General features: G+C 58.0%; 18 protein-coding genes and 1 tRNA gene. 3 read left to right on the forward strand and 16 right to left on the reverse strand.

From position 1 onward, the window contains the following. Positions 1 to 93: 93 nt before the first annotated feature. From DBR46_RS21135 to rlmE, 7 genes are all read right to left on the reverse strand, one after another. Positions 94 to 179 (reverse strand) — tRNA-Leu (locus DBR46_RS21135). Positions 180 to 201: 22 nt separating this feature from the next. Further along, positions 202 to 585, reverse strand: a complete 384-nt coding sequence (gene secG, locus DBR46_RS21140; protein ID WP_010206600.1) for a preprotein translocase subunit SecG — start codon at positions 583 to 585, stop codon at positions 202 to 204. A 4-nt stretch (positions 586 to 589) separates the two neighbouring features. Next, positions 590 to 1,345 (reverse strand): triose-phosphate isomerase, encoded by a 756-nt coding sequence (gene tpiA, locus DBR46_RS21145; protein WP_124527756.1) that lies wholly within the window; start codon positions 1,343 to 1,345, stop codon positions 590 to 592. 66 nt (positions 1,346 to 1,411) lie between these two features. Beyond that, a complete protein-coding gene (gene glmM / locus DBR46_RS21150) occupies positions 1,412 to 2,749 on the reverse strand; it encodes a phosphoglucosamine mutase (protein ID WP_124527757.1) in 1,338 nt (445 codons plus the stop codon). Positions 2,750 to 2,765: 16 nt separating this feature from the next. Then, entirely contained in the window at positions 2,766 to 3,617 is an 852-nt protein-coding gene (gene folP / locus DBR46_RS21155; protein ID WP_124527758.1) for a dihydropteroate synthase, read from the reverse strand. An 8-nt stretch (positions 3,618 to 3,625) separates the two neighbouring features. Then, positions 3,626 to 5,536: an ATP-dependent zinc metalloprotease FtsH gene (gene ftsH, locus DBR46_RS21160; RefSeq protein WP_124527759.1), complete on the reverse strand. Its 1,911-nt coding sequence runs from the start codon at positions 5,534 to 5,536 to the stop codon at positions 3,626 to 3,628. Between the two features lie 200 nt (positions 5,537 to 5,736). Next, complete coding sequence (gene rlmE / locus DBR46_RS21165; protein WP_017735545.1) at positions 5,737 to 6,387, reverse strand: 23S rRNA (uridine(2552)-2'-O)-methyltransferase RlmE; 651 nt, start codon at positions 6,385 to 6,387, stop codon at positions 5,737 to 5,739. A 105-nt stretch (positions 6,388 to 6,492) separates the two neighbouring features. Between rlmE and DBR46_RS21170 the strand changes: the two genes are divergently transcribed. Beyond that, entirely contained in the window at positions 6,493 to 6,801 is a 309-nt protein-coding gene (locus DBR46_RS21170) for a YhbY family RNA-binding protein (protein ID WP_017139256.1), read from the forward strand. A gap of 9 nt (positions 6,802 to 6,810) precedes the next feature. On the opposite strand, the gene DBR46_RS21175 is transcribed toward DBR46_RS21170, so the two are convergent. The 8 genes from DBR46_RS21175 to grpE form a co-directional block, all read right to left on the reverse strand. Further along, complete coding sequence (locus DBR46_RS21175; protein ID WP_026136638.1) at positions 6,811 to 7,215, reverse strand: hypothetical protein; 405 nt, start codon at positions 7,213 to 7,215, stop codon at positions 6,811 to 6,813. Between the two features lie 28 nt (positions 7,216 to 7,243). Further along, complete coding sequence (gene greA / locus DBR46_RS21180) at positions 7,244 to 7,720, reverse strand: transcription elongation factor GreA (protein WP_124527760.1); 477 nt, start codon at positions 7,718 to 7,720, stop codon at positions 7,244 to 7,246. Next, complete coding sequence (gene carB / locus DBR46_RS21185; RefSeq protein ID WP_124527761.1) at positions 7,717 to 10,938, reverse strand: carbamoyl-phosphate synthase large subunit; 3,222 nt, start codon at positions 10,936 to 10,938, stop codon at positions 7,717 to 7,719. Before carB ends, greA begins: the two co-directional genes overlap by 4 nt. A 105-nt stretch (positions 10,939 to 11,043) precedes the next feature. Then, positions 11,044 to 12,180 (reverse strand): glutamine-hydrolyzing carbamoyl-phosphate synthase small subunit, encoded by a 1,137-nt coding sequence (carA, locus tag DBR46_RS21190; protein WP_124527762.1) that lies wholly within the window; start codon positions 12,178 to 12,180, stop codon positions 11,044 to 11,046. A 259-nt stretch (positions 12,181 to 12,439) separates the two neighbouring features. After that, positions 12,440 to 13,246: a 4-hydroxy-tetrahydrodipicolinate reductase gene (gene dapB, locus DBR46_RS21195; RefSeq protein ID WP_124527763.1), complete on the reverse strand. Its 807-nt coding sequence runs from the start codon at positions 13,244 to 13,246 to the stop codon at positions 12,440 to 12,442. A 9-nt stretch (positions 13,247 to 13,255) separates the two neighbouring features. Further along, complete coding sequence (dnaJ, locus tag DBR46_RS21200; RefSeq protein ID WP_124527764.1) at positions 13,256 to 14,380, reverse strand: molecular chaperone DnaJ; 1,125 nt, start codon at positions 14,378 to 14,380, stop codon at positions 13,256 to 13,258. A gap of 317 nt (positions 14,381 to 14,697) precedes the next feature. Further along, positions 14,698 to 16,614: a molecular chaperone DnaK gene (gene dnaK, locus DBR46_RS21205; protein WP_124527765.1), complete on the reverse strand. Its 1,917-nt coding sequence runs from the start codon at positions 16,612 to 16,614 to the stop codon at positions 14,698 to 14,700. A 102-nt stretch (positions 16,615 to 16,716) separates the two neighbouring features. After that, positions 16,717 to 17,277, reverse strand: coding sequence for a nucleotide exchange factor GrpE (gene grpE, locus DBR46_RS21210; RefSeq protein ID WP_124527766.1), 561 nt, complete (start codon positions 17,275 to 17,277; stop codon positions 16,717 to 16,719). 253 nt (positions 17,278 to 17,530) lie between these two features. Between grpE and recN the strand changes: the two genes are divergently transcribed. Then, positions 17,531 to 19,204, forward strand: a complete 1,674-nt coding sequence (gene recN / locus DBR46_RS21215; protein ID WP_124527767.1) for a DNA repair protein RecN — start codon at positions 17,531 to 17,533, stop codon at positions 19,202 to 19,204. A gap of 86 nt (positions 19,205 to 19,290) precedes the next feature. Here the strand turns inward: recN and fur are convergent, their stop codons facing one another. Next, positions 19,291 to 19,695: a ferric iron uptake transcriptional regulator gene (gene fur, locus DBR46_RS21220; protein ID WP_124527768.1), complete on the reverse strand. Its 405-nt coding sequence runs from the start codon at positions 19,693 to 19,695 to the stop codon at positions 19,291 to 19,293. Positions 19,696 to 19,793: 98 nt separating this feature from the next. Between fur and DBR46_RS21225 the strand changes: the two genes are divergently transcribed. Beyond that, a complete protein-coding gene (locus tag DBR46_RS21225) occupies positions 19,794 to 20,321 on the forward strand; it encodes an outer membrane protein assembly factor BamE (protein WP_124527769.1) in 528 nt (175 codons plus the stop codon). Positions 20,322 to 20,329 lie beyond the last annotated feature (8 nt).

Here is a 20,329-nt window from a genome sequence, read left to right on the forward strand (position 1 = left end):
AAGCTGGGGCGGAAGTATACGACCGATCCCTTGCAGGGTCAATGTAACCTTCCACCTACAAGAAAGCCCGCAACAGCGGGCTCTCCTGATAATTGGTACCGAGAAGGGGACTCGAACCCCTACACCCTATGGGCACAACCACCTCAAGGTTGCGTGTCTACCAATTCCACCACCTCGGCAATACAGCGCTTACAACCCTTCTTACTTCTGCTCTTGAGCTGGAGGTACGTCAGTCGCTGGAGTAGCCGACTTTTGCTCTTGAAGCACCGGGACATCATCAGAAGCCGGTTTTGCTTTTGGTACTTCCAACACTGCTGGGTTTGGCAAACCTACTTGAGTCAGCACATGAGCTTTCTCTTTAGCAAAGTAACCTAACCCTAAGCTGGTTATGAAAAAACCTGCGGCAAGTATAGCAGTAAACTTACTAAGAAAGGTAGAGGAACCTTGGCTTCCGAACACAGTATTTGAAGCACCTGCACCGAAAGACGCACCAGCATCCGCACCTTTACCCTGTTGCAACAAAACCAGGGCAACTACGCCCAGGGCAGCCAACAGATGAAAAACGACTACGACTGTTTCCAGCATTTTTTCAGTTTCCCGCGGCGCGACAGATCGCACCGAACTCATCTGCATTCAGGGAAGCTCCACCAATGAGCCCCCCATCGATATCCGGCATGCCGAACAGTTCGACCGCATTGGCCGCCTTCACGCTGCCGCCGTATAGAAGCCGCACACCTTGTGCGACTTCAGAATTCTCTGCCGCCAACTGCGCGCGGATGGCTGCGTGCACATCCTGCGCCTGTTGCGGTGTAGCAGTCAGCCCGGTACCAATGGCCCAGACCGGCTCGTAAGCAATTACTGCCTTTGCAAACGCACCAACACCCAGCTCCTCGATGATGCTGCCCAGCTGACGCGAGACAACTTCAAGAGTCTTGCCCGATTCACGCTGCTCCAGGGTCTCCCCTATGCACAACACTGGAATCAAGCCACAAGCCTGTGCCGCTGCGAACTTGCGATTGAGTGTCCCATCACGCTCGCCCATCATCTGACGACGCTCGGAGTGCCCAACAAGCACATAGGAACAACCCGCATCAACCAGCTGACTCGGCGAAATCTCACCGGTCAACGCACCTTGCATCGCTTCCACCGCAGAGTTCTGCGCGCCGACCTGAATCGACTTGCCTTTCAGGCCATCAACCACTTGGGTGATATGCAAGCAAGGCGGAAATACAGCGATATCAACACCGCTAGGCAAGGCCAAGTGACGAAGGCCATTTACCAGCTCAGCGACACTGGCGCGGGTACCGTGCATCTTCCAGTTACCAGCTACCATAGTGCGACGCATGCTGTACCTCGTCGGTCAAAGTGGGCGCAGATGTTACCCAACCACATCATCACTGGCAAGCCGAATTCAGGCGCAAACTTCACTTACCAGTTTTGCCAGGCTTTCGGCATGCTCGCGAACCTGTGTTTCATCGTCACCTTCGACCATGACACGCACCAGCGGCTCTGTACCGGACTTGCGCAGCAACACGCGCCCACGCCCCGCCATTGCTAGCGTTGCGCGCTCGCACGCCTCTTTGACAGCCGGGTGCTCGATCGGGTTTTCGCCGCCCGAGAAGCGCACGTTGAGGAGCACCTGCGGACACTTGCGCAGCGCCTGACGCGCCTGGGCAAGACTCTCTTCACGGCGGCGCAACGACAGCAAGACCTGCAGCGCAGCGATAATCGCGTCGCCTGTGGTGGTGTGCTGGAAGCAAACCACGTGTCCGGAGTTCTCGCCACCGACCTGCCAGTTACGCTCCAGCAACTCGGCGATCACATAACGGTCACCCACGTTGGCGCGAACGAAAGGTATGCCGAGATCAGCCAACGCCAGCTCCAGCCCCAGATTACTCATCAGCGTACCGACAACACCACCTTGCAGCTTGTTACGCTCATGCAAGTCACGCGCGATGATGAACAACAGATCATCGCCATCAACCACGGCGCCCGTGTGATCAACCATCAGCACGCGATCGCCATCGCCATCAAAGGCAATGCCAAGGTCAGCATGCTTGGCCAAGACGGCGGCCTGCAATTGTTCCATATGAGTGGAGCCGCAGTTTTCGTTGATATTCAAACCATCAGGCTGAGCCGACAACACGGTGACATCCGCGCCCAACTCCTTGAAGACGCTTGGCGCTACCTTGTAGGTCGCACCATGGGCGCAATCGACGACGATTTTCAGCCCGGCAAAATTGGTGCTGGTCGGCACGCTGCTCTTGCAGAACTCGATGTAGCGGCCAGAGGCGTCATTGATTCGCGACACCTTGCCCAACTTGCTGGACTCGACCACGGTCATCGGCGCATCCAGCAATTCTTCGATCATCAGTTCGATCTCATCAGGCAACTTGGTGCCCTGACCGGAGAAGAACTTGATGCCGTTGTCATCATGGGGATTGTGCGAAGCACTGATCACGATACCGGCTTCAGCGTGAAAGGTACGCGTCAGGTAGGCGATCGCAGGCGTCGGCATCGGCCCCAGCAACATCACGTCAGCACCGGCGGCAGACAACCCCGCCTCCAGCGCCGACTCAAACATATAACCCGAAATCCGGGTGTCCTTGCCCACCAGGATGCGGCACGCGCCCATGCTGCGGAACGCCATACCTGCCGCCCAACCCAGCTTGAGCATGAAATCAGGGGTAATCGGAAACTCGCCGACCCGACCACGGATACCGTCGGTGCCAAAGTATTTTTTAGTCATAAGTGCTCCATCATTCTTATTCGGCGGATTCTACAGCGGCAATCATGCGTACTACATCGACCGTCTCAGCGACGTCATGCACACGCAAGATACGCGCGCCCTTGGTCACGGCAAGCGCCGCAAGCGCGAGGCCACCATACAACCGCTCACCCACTGGACGATTCAATGCCAGCCCTATCATGCTCTTGCGCGAAACCCCAACCAACAGGGGGCGACCAAGATCATGGAGGGACTCCATGTGCTTAAACAGACTCAGATTATGTTGCAGGGTCTTGGCAAAACCAAACCCGGGATCAAGGATGATCTTCTCGGCGGCGATCCCTGCACTGGCGCACTGAGCGATCCTTTCAGCCAGGAAACCACTCACCTCGCCAACCAGGTCGTCGTAATGCGGGCTGTCCTGCATATTCCCAGGCTCCCCCAGCATATGCATCAGGCACACCGGCAAACCGGTGGCTGCCGCCGCATCCAGGGCGCCGTCACGTTGCAATGAGCGCACATCGTTGATCAGCCCAGCCCCAAGGCGCGCAGTTTCACGCATCACCGCCGGGGTAGACGTATCAACCGAAATAATCACATCCAGCTCACGGGCGATGCACTCAACAATCGGCGCAACCCGCTCCAGCTCCTCCAACGGAGAAACCACACGAGCACCGGGACGGGTGGATTCACCACCCACATCAATCAACGTAGCCCCAGCCGCCACCATCGCCTCGGCATGGCGCAAGGCAGCATCAAGCTGACTGAAGCGGCCACCGTCGGAAAAGGAGTCGGGGGTTACATTGAGAATGCCCATGACATGCGTATGGGCCAAATCAAGAACCCGATTGCCGCAAGGCAACCGGGTGGAGGACAACACAGAAGTCATTTCAAACCTTAATGGTCAGCCGCAGGGCCGCCGATCGGGGTTTCCGGGCGTTCATTCTGGGCCACTGGCGGAGTACCCGAAGTACCCGAGCCACCTTCCCAATCGCGCGGTTCACGCGGGGCGCGACCAGCCATGATGTCGTCGATCTGGTCAGCATCGATGGTTTCGTACTTCATCAGTGCGTCAGCCATCGCATCCAGCTTGTCGCGGTTATCGGTCAGGATCTGCTTGGCCGTGCCGTAGCACTGGTCAATGATGCTGCGCACCTCGGAATCGATCAGCTTGGCTGTCTCGCCGGAGAAACTGGCGCTTTGACCGCCGCCACCACGACCCAGGAACACCTCGCCTTCTTCCTCGGCATACATCAATGGACCGAGCTTTTCCGATAGACCCCACTTGGTCACCATGTTCCGCGCAATCTGGCTGGCGCGCATGATGTCGTTGGAGGCACCGGTGGTCACACCGTCAAAGCCCAGGGTCATTTCTTCAGCGATACGGCCACCATACAGCGAACAGATCTGACTGATCAGCGCGCGCTTGGAGAGGCTGTATCGATCTTCTTCCGGCAGGAACATGGTGACACCCAATGCCCGACCGCGAGGAATGATCGACACCTTGTAGACCGGATCATGCTCAGGCACAACGCGCCCCACAATGGCGTGACCGGCTTCGTGATAAGCGGTGTTCTGCTTCTCTTTCTCGGACATGACCATGGATTTGCGCTCGGCGCCCATCATGATTTTGTCTTTCGCCAGTTCGAATTCTTTCATTTCCACGATGCGCTTGCCGGTACGGGCCGCAAACAGCGAAGCCTCGTTCACCAGATTGGCCAAGTCGGCACCGGAGAAGCCTGGAGTACCACGGGCAATCACGGCCGGAGCCACGTCGTCGCCCATTGGCACTTTGCGCATGTGCACCTTGAGGATCTGCTCGCGACCACGGATGTCCGGCAAGCCGACCACCACCTGGCGGTCGAAACGACCTGGACGCAGCAATGCAGGGTCCAATACGTCAGGACGGTTGGTTGCGGCGATGACGATGATGCCGTCATTCATCTCGAAACCATCCATCTCTACCAGCAACTGGTTGAGCGTCTGCTCACGTTCATCGTGACCGCCACCCATGCCAGCGCCACGATGGCGACCAACGGCGTCGATTTCATCGATGAAGATGATGCAAGGCGCGTGTTTCTTGGCCTGCTCAAACATGTCACGAACACGGCTGGCACCCACGCCGACGAACATCTCGACGAAGTCAGAACCGGAAATAGTGAAGAAAGGCACCTTGGCTTCGCCGGCAATCGCCTTGGCCAGCAAGGTTTTACCGGTACCCGGCGGGCCCACCATCAGCACGCCGCGAGGAATACGGCCACCCAGGCGCTGGAACTTGCCCGGATCGCGCAGGAACTCAACCAGCTCGCCCACTTCTTCCTTGGCCTCATCGCAACCTGCGACGTCAGCCAGGGTGGTCTTCACCTGGTCTTCGGAAAGCAGGCGCGCCTTGCTCTTGCCAAAGCTCATCGGCCCGCCCTTGCCTCCCGCACCACCTTGCATCTGGCGCATGAAGAACATGAACACGGCGATAATCACCAGGATCGGGAAGCTGGCTACCAGGAGCTGCGTCCAGATGCTCTGCTGCTCTGGCTGCTTGCCTTCGACAACCACGTGGTTGTCCACCAAGTCGCCAATCAGGCCGTTGTCCGGGATATTCGGGCGAATGGTCTTGAAGCTATCGCCATCGCTGCGCTTGCCGTTGATCACAAAGCCATCAATCGCTACACGCTCGACCTTGCCATCCTTGACCTGCTGGATGAAGTCGGAATAGTTGAGGGTCTGCGGCTCGTTAGGGCTGGAGAAGTTGTTCATCACCGTCACCAGGACAGCTGCGATGATCAACCACAGGATCAGATTCTTTGCCATATCGTTCAATTAACTACCCTCTGAAGCAAGCTCCGCTACTGGCGCGCGCTTCGCATGATATTCACCGGCCTAACTTACTACATTACCTACAACACTGGCAGGCGCCGTCTGTAACCCTTTGTGAAACTTTGACTACACAATATTCGTAAAGCTTCGTGACGAAAGCGACATAAAAAAACCTATCGCCTTCCTCGGCTTTCTTAAAAACGCTCTTCGCTCGTCGCACCTTCGACGCCACGGAAGCCGCGGCACAGCAGGTATTGTTCCCTGGATCGGTCCCGGGACGAGTCTGGCTTACGTGTCTGCACCTTATCGAACAACTTGCGTATGTTCTTGTGGTACTCGTCGAAACCTTCACCCTGGAAGACTTTCACCAGGAAATCGCCACCCGGGCGCAATACCCGGCCCGCCAAATCCAGCGCCAGCTCGCAAAGGAACATCGCTCGCGGCATATCGACGGCCGGTAATCCACTCATATTGGGGGCCATGTCGGAAATCACAAGGTCTACCTGCGAATTTCCCACAGCCTCAAGGATTTCGGCGAGCACCGTGTCCTGGGTAAAGTCACCATGAACAAAGGTCACGTCCGGGATGCTGTCCATCTCAAGGATGTCGGAAGCGATAAGGCGACCTTGCCCACCAATCAGACGACTGGTCACCTGGGACCAGCCACCGGGGGCGGCACCAAGATCGATAACGCTCATGCCTGGACGAATCAACTTGTCCTTATCCTGGATCTCCAGCAGCTTGTAACTGGCGCGGGAACGGTAGCCGTCCTTCTGCGCCTTTTTGACGTAAGGGTCGTTGAAATGCTCTTGCAGCCACTTAAGGCTAGTTTTGGAACGGGCCACGGGCCACCTCGAAAATAAAACGGGTCGTGATTAACTGGGCGGTCCCGGACTCGCTCGGGTAAACTGGCCGCCGCTTTTTACAAGATCAGACGCAGGGGTCAGATTATGCCGCTCACTCAAGAGCAGAAGAAACAGTACAAATCCATTGGCCACCATCTGAAACCAGTTCTGATTGTGGCAGACAACGGTTTGACTGAAGGTGTGTTAGCCGAACTTGAACGCGCATTGGGCGATCACGAACTGATCAAGATCAAGGTCAACATCCTTGACCGCGAAGCGCGCCTGGCCGCCATTGCAGAACTGTGCAAGGTGGGCAAAGCGGACCTGGTTCAGGTCATCGGCAAGATGGCGCTGCTGTATCGCAAGAATTTCAGCGTCAACAAGCAACTGTCGAACGTTCATCGCTTCAAATGATTCAAAGGGTCACGGGCGTGCTTCGCGCGCCCTGCCACTCCATCCCGGCGCAGGCTGTACAACCAGCACCAAGCCAGAGAACCCCAGTACAAGATAGCTGAACAACTGCCAGCGCAACGCTTCCGGCAGCCACACATGCACGATGCAGAACATTGCACACGCATACAGCGCCATCAACAGCAGTTGGCCGCGAATATCCCGCCACAAACTCCCCCAGCCTTCGGCCTTGACCAGCACCAGCGCCTGGAGTGTCACGCACGCCGCCGCAAAACCCACCAGCAGCGCACTCAGTAATCCGCCGATCTCATCGATCAGCAACGGTGCCAGGCCAATCAGGCCCAGCGCCGGTAAAACACCTATGTGCAACAGCCACAGGCCGCCCACCCAGAGCATCTGGGAGAGCTGCCAAAGCATAGCGCCCGCACGAAGCGGGCGCCGCCTTTCAGACGTGACGAACTTCAACAATCTCGTACTCGATCACGCCACCCGGCGTCTTGACAGCCACCACATCACCCTCTTCCTTGGCAATCAAGGCGCGAGCAAGCGGTGAACCGACGGAGATTTTGCCGAGTTTGAAGTCAGCTTCATCCTCACCAACGATGTGGTAAACCACACTTTCGTCAGTCTCGACGTTGGCGATTTCCACGGTGGTGCCGAAAATCACCTTGCCAGTCTTCGGAATGGTCGTCACATCGATGACCACCGCGTTCTGCAGGCGGCCTTCGATGTCACGGATCCGCGCCTCGACCATACCCTGCTGCTCACGGGCAGCGTGGTATTCGGCGTTTTCCTTCAAGTCACCCAGCTCGCGGGCCGTACCGATGTCCTGGCTCAGCTTTGGACGTACGACCTTGGTCAGGTGGGCGTGCTCCTCTTCCAGGGCCTTGAAGCCCTGGACGGTCATTGGGTATTTGGTCATGCCTTCAATCCTGCGTGTAGATCCTGCAAGCGGCGTACGGTTTTTTCAGGACCGAACTTGAGCGCTTCGCAGATGGCTTCGCCAGCAGCAATGGTGGTGGTGCAGTAGATCTTGTGCTGCAAGGCGTTACGGCGAATGGAGTAGGAATCCGCGATCGACTGGCGACCTTCGGTGGTGTTGATGATCAGGGTGACTTCGTCATTCTTGATCATGTCGACCACGTGCGGACGGCCTTCCGTCACCTTGTTCACGCGACGCACTTTCAGGCCGGCAGCTTCGATCAGCTTGGCGGTCCCGGCGGTGGCCACGACTTCGAAGCCCAAGTTGATCAGATCACGGGCCACGCCTGCAACCAGAGGTTTGTCGTCGTCACGCACGCTGATGAACGCAGTACCGCCGGTCGGCAGCACTTCGCTGGCGCCCATCTGCGCCTTGGCGAACGCCTCACCGAAGGTATCGCCCACGCCCATCACTTCACCAGTGGACTTCATCTCTGGGCCCAGGATCGGGTCCACACCAGGGAATTTGGCGAATGGGAACACCGCCTCTTTCACGCTGTAGAAGTTCGGAATGATTTCCTTGGTGAAGCCGATTTCCTTCAGGGTCTTACCGGCCATCACGCGAGCAGCGATCATGGCCAGGGACACACCGATGCACTTGGAAACAAACGGCACGGTACGCGAAGCCCGCGGGTTGACTTCGATGACGTAGATGTCTTCGCCTTGCAGCGCCAACTGTACGTTCATCAGGCCGACCACGCCCAGCTCCAGGGCCATTTTCTTGACCTGTTCGCGCATCTCGTCCTGGATGTGCAGCGGCAGCGAGTACGGCGGCAGCGAGCACGCGGAGTCACCGGAGTGAACGCCCGCCTGTTCGATGTGCTGCATGATCGCGCCGATCACTACATCAGTACCGTCGCAGACAGCATCCACGTCCATTTCGATGGCGCAGTTGAGGAAGTGGTCCAGCAGCACTGGGCTGTCGTTGGACACTTTCACCGCATCACGCAGGTAACGCTTGAGCTCTTCTTCTTCGTAGACGATTTCCATCGCACGACCGCCCAGCACGTAGGACGGACGCACCACCAACGGGTAGCCGATCTTGCTGGCTGCACGGATGGCTTCGTCTTCGCTGCGCACGGTGGCGTTTGGCGGCTGACGCAGGTTCAGGCGCTCAACCATTTGCTGGAAGCGCTCACGGTCTTCGGCACGGTCGATGGCGTCAGGGCTGGTGCCGATGATCGGTACGCCAGCGGCTTCAAGGGCGCGAGCCAGTTTCAACGGGGTTTGGCCGCCGTACTGGACGATCACGCCTTTCGGCTTCTCGACGCGCACGATTTCCAGCACGTCTTCCAGGGTCACTGGCTCGAAGTACAGGCGATCAGAGGTGTCGTAGTCGGTGGAAACAGTTTCCGGGTTGCAGTTGACCATGATGGTCTCGTACCCGTCTGCGCGCAGGGCCAGAGCGGCGTGTACGCAGCAGTAGTCGAACTCGATGCCTTGGCCGATACGGTTTGGACCGCCGCCCAGGATCATGATCTTGTCGCGACCCGACGGCGCAGCTTCGCACTCTTCCTCGTAGGTGGAGTACAGGTATGCGGTGTCGGTGGAGAACTCGGCGGCGCAGGTGTCAACGCGCTTGTAGACCGGGAAGATCTCCAGTTTGTGGCGATGCGTGCGCAGGTTCTTCTCGGTCACACCCAGCAGCTTGGCCAGACGCTGGTCAGAGAAACCTTTGCGCTTGAGGCGGAACATCATGTCGCGGTCGATGCTGGCCAGACCCAGGGTCTTGACCTTCTCTTCTTCCTTGATCAGATCTTCGATCTGTACCAGGAACCACGGGTCGATCATGTTCATGCCGAAGATATCTTCGACGGTCATGCCGGCACGGAAGGCGTCAGCCACGTACCAGATACGCTCGGCACCCGGCACAGTCAGCTCGCGCTTGAGCACGCTCATGCTTTCCGGATTGCTCAGGTCGAGTTTCTCGTCCAGGCCGCAAACGCCCACTTCCAGGCCGCGCAGGGCTTTCTGCAGGGATTCCTGGAAAGTCCGGCCGATGGCCATGACTTCGCCCACGGACTTCATCTGGGTGGTCAGGCGCGCGTCAGCCTTGGCGAACTTCTCGAAGGCGAAACGTGGCAGCTTGGTCACAACGTAGTCGATGGACGGTTCGAAGGACGCCGGGGTCTTGCCACCGGTGATGTCGTTCGACAGCTCGTCCAGGGTGTAACCCACTGCCAGCTTGGCCGCGACCTTGGCGATCGGGAAGCCGGTGGCTTTCGAAGCCAGGGCCGACGAACGGGATACACGTGGGTTCATTTCGATCACGACCATGCGGCCGGTGTCCGGGCAAATGCCGAACTGAACGTTGGAACCACCAGTCTCCACGCCGATCTCGCGCAATACCGCCAGGGAGGCGTTACGCAGGATCTGGTATTCCTTGTCGGTCAGGGTCTGTGCTGGCGCCACGGTGATCGAGTCGCCGGTGTGCACGCCCATCGGGTCGAAGTTTTCGATGGAGCAGACGATGATGCAGTTGTCCTTCTTATCGCGGACAACCTCCATCTCATATTCTTTCCAGCCGATCAGGGATTCGTCGATCAGCAGCTCTTTGGTCGGCGACAGGTCCAGGCCACGGGCGCAGATTTCTTCGAACTCTTCACGGTTGTACGCGATACCACCACCGGTGCCGCCCATGGTGAAGGACGGACGAATGATGCACGGGAAGCCCAGGGTCTCGAGGACCGCATTGGCTTCTTCCATGCTGTGGGCGATACCGGAGCGCGGGCACGCCAGGCCGATGGACTTCATCGCCTTGTCGAAACGCGAACGGTCTTCAGCCTTGTCGATGGTGTCGGCGTTGGCACCGATCATCTCTACGCCGAACTTTTCCAGGACGCCTTCGCGCTCCAGGTCCAGGGCGCAGTTCAGAGCGGTCTGGCCGCCCATGGTTGGCAGCAGCGCGTCCGGACGCTCCTTCTCGATGATCTTGGCAACGGTCTGCCATTTGATCGGTTCGATGTAAGTGGCGTCGGCCATGTCCGGGTCGGTCATGATGGTGGCCGGGTTGGAGTTCACCAGGATGACGCGGTAACCCTCTTCGCGCAGGGCTTTGCAGGCCTGGGCGCCGGAGTAGTCGAATTCGCAGGCCTGGCCGATTACGATCGGGCCAGCGCCGAGAATCAGGATGCTTTTTATGTCTGTACGTTTTGGCATGGGTTTGTCACTCAAATCCGCAGGTCAGTCGGCAAGCCGTCTTGAACAATCTTTGAAGAGCCTGCGGGGGCCACCGAAATTCGGGGCCGCCCGCAGGCCGCTCAGTCAGCGTCGCTTGGCCATCTCATTGATGAAACGGTCGAACAGCGGCGCTACGTCGTTCGGGCCCGGGCTGGCTTCAGGGTGGCCCTGGAAGCTGAACGCGCTCTTGTCAGTGCGCTCGATGCCTTGCAGGGATCCGTCGAACAGCGACTTGTGAATTGCGCGGACGTTGCCCGGCAAGGTCGCTTCATCCACCGCAAAACCGTGGTTCTGGCTGGTGATCATCACAACGCCAGTGTCCAGGTCCTGCACAGGGTGGTTGGCACCGTGATGGCCGTGACCCATTTTCAGGGTCTTGGCGCCGGAGGCCAGGGCCAGCAGTTGGTGACCGAGGCAGATACCGAATACCGGGATCTCGGTCTCCAGCACTTCTTTGATCGCCTGGATGGCGTAGTCGCACGGCTCCGGGTCACCTGGGCCGTTGGACAGGAACACGCCGTCCGGTTGCAGGGCGAGCACGTCGCTGGCAGGGGTTTGCGCCGGCACCACGGTCACGCGGCAACCGCGCTCGACCAGCATGCGCAGGATGTTGTACTTGACGCCGTAGTCGTAGGCCACAACGTGGTATGGCAACTCGGCAGCTTCGATGGTCGCGTGGCTGTCGGTCTTCAAGTCCCAGACAGTGGAGCGCCACTCGTACGATTCCTTGGTGCTGACGACTTTCGCCAGGTCCATGCCTTTCAGGCCAGGGAAGCCCTGCGCTGCAGCAATCGCCGCGGCTTCGGAAATGTTGTCACCAACCATGATGCAGCCGTTCTGCGAGCCTTTTTCACGCAGGATGCGTGTCAGGCGGCGCGTATCGATACCGGCGATCGCCACAACGTTGTTGGCTTTCAGGTAATCGGACAGCGACATCGTGTTACGCCAGTTGCTTGCAACCAGTGGCAGGTCACGAATCACCAGGCCGGCCGACCAGACACGATCAGACTCGATGTCTTCCGGTGTAGTACCGGTGTTGCCGATGTGCGGATAGGTCAGGGTAACGATCTGTTGGGCGTAGGAAGGATCGGTAAGGATTTCCTGATAGCCGGTCATGGCGGTGTTAAACACCACCTCTCCAACGGTCTGACCGTCGGCTCCAATGGCTTCGCCGCGAAAAATGCTGCCATCAGCAAGGGCGAGTATGGCTGGCTTAGTCAAGAAGACCTCCCGTAAATAAAGCCTGAAAGGGCGATCGCAGGTTGTAAAAAAGCGGAGTGACGTATGGACACGTCACCCCGCTTCTTCACTGAATTATTCTGCGCGCTTTTAGTGGACACACTAAAGCTGTAGCTTACAGAAAAAGGCTTTTTTGGTCCACCGCTAATGAGCCGAAAAGGCAGGGGAATGCGACAGGACGTCGCTTAGCGGGTAAAAACGGGGTCTTAGGATAATCCTGAGGCCCCGTTTTAGCTACTGATTAGTGCAGATCCAGCACATCGCGCATGTCGTACAGACCAGGCGTACGACCTTCCAACCACAGCGCGGCACGTACCGCGCCCTTGGCAAAGGTCATGCGACTGGACGCCTTGTGCGTGATTTCCAGGCGCTCGCCTTCAGTGGCGAACAGCACGGTGTGATCACCGACCACATCACCACCGCGCACGGTCGCAAAACCAATGGTGTCACGCGCACGCTCACCGGTATGGCCTTCACGGCCGTACACCGCCACCTTCGACAGATCACGGCCCAGCGCATCGGCAATCGCCTCACCCATGCGCAGCGCAGTGCCCGACGGCGCGTCGATCTTGTGACGGTGATGGGTTTCGATAATCTCGATATCCGCTTCATCACCCAGCACACGAGCAGCCAGATCCAGCAGCTTGAGCGACAGATTCACGCCGACACTGAAGTTGGCAGCGAACACGACAGGAATCTCCTTGCCCGCCTCCACCAGCAACTGCTTCTGCTCAGCGCTCAAGCCCGTAGTACCTATAACCATGGCCTTGCCCGCCTTGCGGCAGAACGCCAGGTTCTTCAGCATTACGTCCGGCAGCGTGAAGTCGATCAGCACGTCGAACTCATCGACTACCTGCTCCAGGTCGCCCGACATCGGAACACCGATACGCCCCAACGAGGCCAACTCACCGGCATCCGCACCAATCAACGTGCTGCCGGGGCGAATGATCGCCGCCGTCAGCCCGGAGACCGGCGAGCGCTGCTGCACCGCCTCGATAAGCGTCTTGCCCATGCGCCCGGCAGCGCCCATTACGGCTATACGTCGCATATTCATTCCTTACAGGTCGCCGAAGAAACGCTTCACACCATCGAAAAAGCCCGTGGTCTTTGGCGAGTGAGAGTCATCACCCGCCAGGGAGCTGCGGAATTCTTCAAGCAGTTCGCGCTGACGACGGTTCAGGTTGACCGGCGTCTCGATCGCCACACGGCACATCAGGTCGCCAGCACCGCCACCGCGCACCGGCGCAACGCCCTTGCCACGGATACGGAACTGCTTGCCGGTCTGGGTACCTTCAGGAATCTTGAGCTTCACTCGACCGTCAAGGGTCGGAATCTCCAACTCGCCGCCCAAGGCCGCATCGACAAAGCTGATCGGCACTTCGCAGAACAGGTGCTTGCCGTCACGCTGGAAGATCGAGTGCTCACGCACATTAATCACCACGTACAGGTCGCCCGTAGGACCGCCCTGGGTACCCGCCTCGCCTTCGCCCGACAGGCGGATGCGATCACCGGTATCGACGCCCGCCGGCACCTTGACCGAAAGGGTCTTGTACTCTTCGACGCGGCCTTCGCCGTGGCAGGAATCGCACGGATCGGAAATGATCTTGCCCTGGCCATGGCAACGCGGGCAGGTCTGCTGCACCGAGAAAAAGCCCTGCTGCATACGGACCTGACCAATACCGCCACACGTCGGGCAGGTGATCGGCGAGGAACCTTTCTTTGCGCCCGAACCATCGCACGGCGTGCAGTTGACCAGCGTCGGCACGCGGATGTTGACGCTGGTGCCGCGCACAGCTTCTTCCAGGTTCAGCTCCAGGGTGTAGCGCAAGTCGCTGCCACGCTGGGCGCCACCACGCTGGCCACCACGGCCACCGCCGAAGAAGTCACTGAAGACATCGCCGAAGATATCGGAGAAGTTCTGACCGCCAAAACCGGCGCCACCGCCACCCATGCTCGGATCGACACCGGCATGGCCATACTGGTCGTAGGCCGCACGCTTGTTGGGATCAGACAGGCATTCGTAGGCCTCGTTGGCCTCTTTGAACAGCTCTTCGGATTCTTTGCTATCCGGGTTACGGTCCGGGTGATGCTTCATCGCCAGGCGACGGTAAGCCTTCTTCAGGTCCGCCTCGCTGGAGCTGCGCTCCACACCCAACACAATGTAATAGTCACGCTTTGCCATAAGTCTTTGCACTCTTAAGGACGTTCGGCCAGACCCTCCTGAGCCCTGCCAAACTCGTTGAGCCCCAATACAGGCCCGGACCCAACTCACGTCAATTCAACGATCCTGGTCATTACTACTTTTAGCCGGGGACTCGGCCAAAAATGCGGTAATTACTGCTCGGAAAGCAGGAGCATTCCCGATCACACCGCCAGCACCCGAACGCTGTCGCATGCTGTAAAAATTCGTATACCCCAGACACGCCAACGCGGGAGCAAGCTCCCGCGCGGCGACATCCTACCAGTCACCGCTTGATAGCGGTCAACCGGGCGACCAACTTACTTCTGGTCTTTTACTTCTTCGAACTCGGCATCGACAACGTCGTCGTGCTTGGCTTCAGGCTCTGCCTGTTGCGCGGCACCGTCCGCTGGCTGACCTTGTTCGGCGTACATTTTCTGAGCAACCGGCGCGGAGACTTTCGACAGTTCCTCAACCTTGGCATCGATGGCAGCCTTGTCGTCGCCTTTGATAGCGGCTTCCAGAGCAACCACGGCAGCTTCGATTGCGGTCTTCTCTTCGGCAGTCACTTTGTCGCCTGCATCAGCAACCATTTTGCGCGTCGAGTGAACCAGGGCATCGCCTTGGTTACGGGCGCCAGCCAATTCAGCAAACTTGGCATCCGCATCAGCGTTGGCTTCAGCGTCACGAATCATCTGTTGAATTTCTTCATCAGACAGACCGGAGTTGGCCTTGATCGTGATCTTCTGCTCTTTGCCAGTGGCCTTGTCTTTCGCGCCGACGTGCAGGATGCCGTTGGCGTCGATGTCGAAGGTCACTTCGATTTGTGGCACGCCACGTGGTGCTGGTGGAATCTCGGCCAGGTCGAACTTGCCCAGGGACTTGTTCTGAGCAGCCTGTTTGCGCTCACCTTGCAGCACGTGAATGGTCACAGCGCCCTGGTTGTCATCGGCAGTCGAGAACACTTGCGATTTCTTGGTAGGAATCGTGGTGTTTTTCTCGATCAGCGCGGTCATCACGCCGCCCATGGTTTCGATACCCAGGGTCAGCGGGCTGACGTCCAGCAGCAGCACGTCTTTCACGTCGCCGGCCAATACCGCGCCCTGGATAGCAGCACCCATGGCAACCGCTTCGTCCGGGTTCACGTCTTTACGTGCTTCCTTGCCGAAGAACTCGGTGACCTTCTGCTGAACCAGTGGCATACGGGTCTGACCGCCCACCAGGATCACGTCGTTGATCGCGCCAACGTCGATACCGGCGTCTTTCAGAGCGATGCGGCAAGGCTCGATGGTGCGCTGAACCAGGTCTTCAACCAGCGATTCCAACTTGGCGCGAGAAATCTTCACGTTCAAGTGCTTAGGACCGGTGGCGTCTGCAGTGATGTACGGCAGGTTCACGTCGGTCGCATTGCTGGACGACAGTTCGATCTTGGCTTTTTCAGCAGCTTCTTTCAGGCGCTGCATCGCCAGCGGATCACCTTTGAGATTCATGCCGCTTTCTTTCTTGAATTCGTCAACGAGATAGTCGATCAGACGAATGTCAAAATCCTCACCACCCAGGAAGGTGTCACCGTTGGTGGCCAACACTTCAAACTGGTGCTCGCCGTCAACTTCAGCGATCTCGATCACGGAGACGTCGAAAGTACCACCACCCAGGTCATAAACGATCACGGTGTGATCGCCTTTGGCCTTGTCCATACCGTAAGCCAGAGCGGCTGCGGTCGGTTCGTTGATGATACGTTTTACGTCCAGGCCCGCGATGCGGCCGGCGTCTTTGGTCGCCTGGCGCTGGCTGTCGTTGAAGTAGGCCGGAACGGTGATCACCGCTTCAGTCACCGGCTCACCGAGGTAGTCTTCGGCTGTCTTCTTCATCTTTTTCAAGACTTCAGCCGAGATCTGCGGTGCAGACATCCTAGTGCCATTTACTTCAACCCAGGCGTCACCGTTGTCAGCCTTGGCGATTTTGTACGGAACCATCTTGATGTCTTTCTGTACGACTTCTTCGTCGAACTTACGACCGATCAGACGCTTTACTGCGTACAGGGTGTTGTGCGGGTTGGTGACAGCCTGGCGCTTGGCCGACTGACCCACAAGAATCTCACCGTCATTGGCGTAAGCAATGATCGACGGCGTAGTACGCGCGCCTTCGGCGTTTTCGATAACTTTAGCTTTACCGTTTTCCAGAACGGAGACACACGAGTTGGTGGTCCCCAGGTCGATACCGATAATTTTGCCCATGATTTACTCTCCCGAAACTTGAATTTGGTTGCCGCAGCAGTTGTGGCTAACTGCGGTAGCACTTAAACGCTTGACTTATAGATGGGGGCCTTGCGGCGAATTTCAAGCCTGCTCATCAATAGAAGGTGCAACGGGTGCAGGAGCCTTGCTCACCACCACCATTGCCGGGCGCAGCAAGCGACCGTTGAGCAGGTAACCCTTCTGGAACGTCTTCAGCACGCTGTTCGGCTCAAGATCATGGCTTTCCTGCATGGCCATGGCCTGGTGATGCTCAGCGTTGAACGGCTCGCCGCCTTGTGGATCAACCGCTTCCAACTGATAACGTTTCAGGGTGTCCTGGAACATTTTCAGGGTCAGTTCGATCCCTTCGCGCATCGGACGGATGTTTTCGTCGTCCGCGTTGGACAACTCAAGGCCACGCTCCAGGCTGTCGATGATCGGCAGCAAGTCACCGGCGAATTTTTCCAGTGCGAACTTGTGGGCCTTTTCTACATCCTGCTCGGCACGGCGGCGGACGTTCTGCAGATCGGCGGCAACACGCAAAGCCTGATCATTCGCAGCGGCCAATTGCTCTTCGAGCACTTGCACACGAGTTGCCATGTCATCGCCGGCAGCCGCATTAGCGTCTGGAGTTTGCGTATCCTGCGTCTGTTCGTCAGCCATAGTTCTCTCCTTTCAAAATCATGCGCGAACTCAACTCGCGCTTCTGTTCCGGTATATGGGGCCACAATTTCCAGGTTCAAGGGCGCGACCGTTACCAAAAGCCTTTCGTGTGTCCGGGATCAATTCCTGCGCAGTCATTCCTGATTGCGCTAAAAAATAATCCATTCAAGCAAATCGAGCTAAGCGCCAGGATTGTCAGCCCAGAACAAAACACTGTATAAATAACCAGACCTAACGCCTGGGAGCGGCCGTCATGCTCGTGCACCTGTCTGTACATAACTACGCCATCGTCGAACACCTGGATCTCGAACTGGATCGCGGGATGAGCGTAATCACAGGCGAAACCGGCGCCGGCAAGTCGATCATGCTCGACGCCCTGGGCCTTACCCTCGGCGACCGCGCCGACAGCGGCGTTGTGCGCCCAGGCGCCGACAAGGCCGACATCCTGGCGACCTTCGACCTGGCGGACATTCCAGAAGCAGAAGCCTGGCTCGCCGAACGCGACCTGAATAACGACGGCCCGTGCATCCTGCGCCGAGTCATCACTGCCGAAGGCCGCTCACGCGGCTATATCAACGGCACGCCCTGCCCCCTTGGCGACCTGAAAGCCCTGGGCGAGTTGCTGATCGACATCCACAGCCAGCACGAACACCAGTCCCTGCTGAAAACCGACACTCACCGCCGCCTGCTCGACGAGTACGCCGGCGCCACCGACCTTGCACGCCAAGTGCAGTTGGCGGCCCAGCGCTGGCGCCAGACACGCCAGGAACTGGAACGCCTGTCCAATTCCGGTGACGAGCAGCGCGCTCGCCACCAATTGCTCAGCTATCAACTGGAAGAACTCGAAAGCCTGGGCCTGGGCGAAACCGAACTGGAGCAACTTGAGCAGGAACACAAGAACCTGACCAACGCCGAAACCTTGCTGGGCATTTGCCGCCAGGTGGTCGAACAATGCAGCGAGAGCGATTCAGGCAATGTGCTCAATGCGCTGACCGCCAGCCTCAATCGCCTGTCCAGCGTGAACAATGCCGCAGGCTCCTTGAATGAAGCGACCACCCTGCTGACCAGCGCGCAGATCCAGGTCGAGGAAGCCGTTGGCGAGCTGAATCGCTTTCTGGACCACTTCGATGCCGACCCGGCACGCCTGCAGGAAATCGAAGAGCGCCTGGACACTATCTATACCCTGGCGCGCAAGCATCGAATCCAGCCGACCGAAGTGGCAACGATGCAGCAGAAACTGCTGGATGAGATCGAAACCCTGAATGCCAATGACGAATCCATTGAGCGCCTTGCCGATGAGCTTGCTGCTTTTGCCCGACACTATCAGGAGAAGGCACGAGAACTGAGCGACCTGCGCCAACAGGCTGCAAGCGGCCTTGCCAGCGCCGTGGAACAGGAAATCCAGCGACTGGGCATGCCTGGCGGGCGCTTCACCATTGAACTGCGCGCCAACGCCAACAACGAACTGCAACCCCACGGCCTCGAACACGTCGAACTGCTGGTCAGCGCCAACCCTGGGCAACCGCTAAAGGCACTGGCAAAAGTGGCGTCCGGCGGCGAGTTGTCGCGGATCAGCCTGGCGATCCAGGTCATTACCGCGCAAACCTCTCGCGTGCCAACGCTGGTATTCGATGAAGTGGACGTGGGCATTGGCGGGCCGACCGCGGAAATTGTCGGCCAACTGCTACGTCGCCTGGGGGATCGCGGCCAAGTCCTGACGGTCACTCACCTGCCACAAGTAGCGGCCCAAGGGCATCAACACCTATTTGTACATAAAGTGCGCGGCAGCGATGCGACACACACGGCCGTGTCCAAGCTGAACAAGTCGGAACGCGTGGAAGAGGTAGCACGGATGCTCGGTGGCATCGATTTGACCAAAGAGTCTTTGGCGCACGCAAAGAAAATGGTGGTGGCGTCAAAGGCCTGATCTGCCCTTTTTACCTTCCTATAGAAAGCACGAAGGCGACCCTAGGGTCGCCTTCGATCGTTTCACAGGGCAAATCTGCGCTGTTTTTACTTTTTCTTACGGATGTACAACACGAGATTGTGGTCAACCAAATCGAAGCCATGCTCCTCAGCAATTTTGTGCTGGAGCGCTTCGATTTCCGGGCTGGTGAACTCGATAACCTCATTGGTATCCAGGTCAACCATGTGGTCGTGATGACCACCGTCAGCCAGTTCAAACACCGCATGGCCACCGTCGAAATTGTGACGAACCACCAGCCCTGCGGCTTCAAACTGGGTCAGTACACGGTAAACCGTGGCCAGGCCAACGTCTTCGTTCGAGTCCATCAGCGCCTTGTAGACATCTTCGGCACTCATGTGGCGCTGCTCAGCAGAATCGAGCATTTGTAGAATCTTGACTCGTGGCAGAGTCACTTTAAGACCGGCTTTGCGTAGTTCGCTATTTTCAACCATGGTTAGCTTTCTCGCGGATGCTGCTTCGCAGCTTCTCTTAATACGGGTATGATCGGCGTTTACGTTGTCCCAGCCAAGATAGTGGAAGTCGCCCACCGATGCAAAACACCAAGCTCTTGCTAACCAGTTTCACCTTTGTGGGACTGCTCGCACTCGCCGGTTGTTCATTCCCCGGGGTTTACAAAATCGACATCCAGCAGGGCAATGTCGTCACGCAGGACATGATAGACCAGTTACGCCCGGGAATGACCCGACGGCAAGTACGGTTTATCATGGGTAACCCCCTGCTGACCGACACTTTCCATGCTGATCGCTGGGATTATCTCTACAGCATCCAGCCTGGTGGCGGTGAACGCCAGCAGGAACGCGTCAGTGTCATTTTTAATGGCAATGACCAGCTTGTGAGCCTGTCCGGTGACTTCATGCCTGGCGTAAGCCGTGATGAAGCCTTGCTCGGCAAGGACAACGACACCAACGTGACTGCGCCAGCGCAGGAAGCCGAGAAGCCGAAGTCCGAAGTTCCTGCCAAGCCAGGTTCCCTGCTCGACAAGATCCAGAAAGACGTCGACGGCGTGGAGACTGTTCCAGTCCCAACGCCGCAACCGCTGGACACCAGCCCGCAGTAAGTTTGCGG

This window comes from Pseudomonas sp. KBW05 (assembly GCF_003852405.1).
Classification (GTDB): Bacteria; Pseudomonadota; Gammaproteobacteria; order Pseudomonadales; family Pseudomonadaceae; genus Aquipseudomonas.

Coding starts and splice junctions, on each gene's coding strand:
- greA (WP_124527760.1), bottom strand. CDS start 7,720: ATGACCAAATACCCAATGACCGTCCAGGGCTTCAAGGCCCTGGAAGAG.
- secG (WP_010206600.1), bottom strand. CDS start 585: ATGCTGGAAACAGTCGTAGTCGTTTTTCATCTGTTGGCTGCCCTGGGC.
- ftsH (WP_124527759.1), bottom strand. CDS start 5,536: ATGGCAAAGAATCTGATCCTGTGGTTGATCATCGCAGCTGTCCTGGTG.
- DBR46_RS21170 (WP_017139256.1), top strand. CDS start 6,493: ATGCCGCTCACTCAAGAGCAGAAGAAACAGTACAAATCCATTGGCCAC.
- grpE (WP_124527766.1), bottom strand. CDS start 17,277: ATGGCTGACGAACAGACGCAGGATACGCAAACTCCAGACGCTAATGCG.
- tpiA (WP_124527756.1), bottom strand. CDS start 1,345: ATGCGTCGCACTATGGTAGCTGGTAACTGGAAGATGCACGGTACCCGC.
- dnaK (WP_124527765.1), bottom strand. CDS start 16,614: ATGGGCAAAATTATCGGTATCGACCTGGGGACCACCAACTCGTGTGTC.
- carB (WP_124527761.1), bottom strand. CDS start 10,938: ATGCCAAAACGTACAGACATAAAAAGCATCCTGATTCTCGGCGCTGGC.
- dapB (WP_124527763.1), bottom strand. CDS start 13,246: ATGCGACGTATAGCCGTAATGGGCGCTGCCGGGCGCATGGGCAAGACG.
- DBR46_RS21175 (WP_026136638.1), bottom strand. CDS start 7,215: ATGCTTTGGCAGCTCTCCCAGATGCTCTGGGTGGGCGGCCTGTGGCTG.
- recN (WP_124527767.1), top strand. CDS start 17,531: ATGCTCGTGCACCTGTCTGTACATAACTACGCCATCGTCGAACACCTG.
- folP (WP_124527758.1), bottom strand. CDS start 3,617: ATGACTTCTGTGTTGTCCTCCACCCGGTTGCCTTGCGGCAATCGGGTT.
- glmM (WP_124527757.1), bottom strand. CDS start 2,749: ATGACTAAAAAATACTTTGGCACCGACGGTATCCGTGGTCGGGTCGGC.
- DBR46_RS21225 (WP_124527769.1), top strand. CDS start 19,794: ATGCAAAACACCAAGCTCTTGCTAACCAGTTTCACCTTTGTGGGACTG.
- fur (WP_124527768.1), bottom strand. CDS start 19,695: ATGGTTGAAAATAGCGAACTACGCAAAGCCGGTCTTAAAGTGACTCTG.
- dnaJ (WP_124527764.1), bottom strand. CDS start 14,380: ATGGCAAAGCGTGACTATTACATTGTGTTGGGTGTGGAGCGCAGCTCC.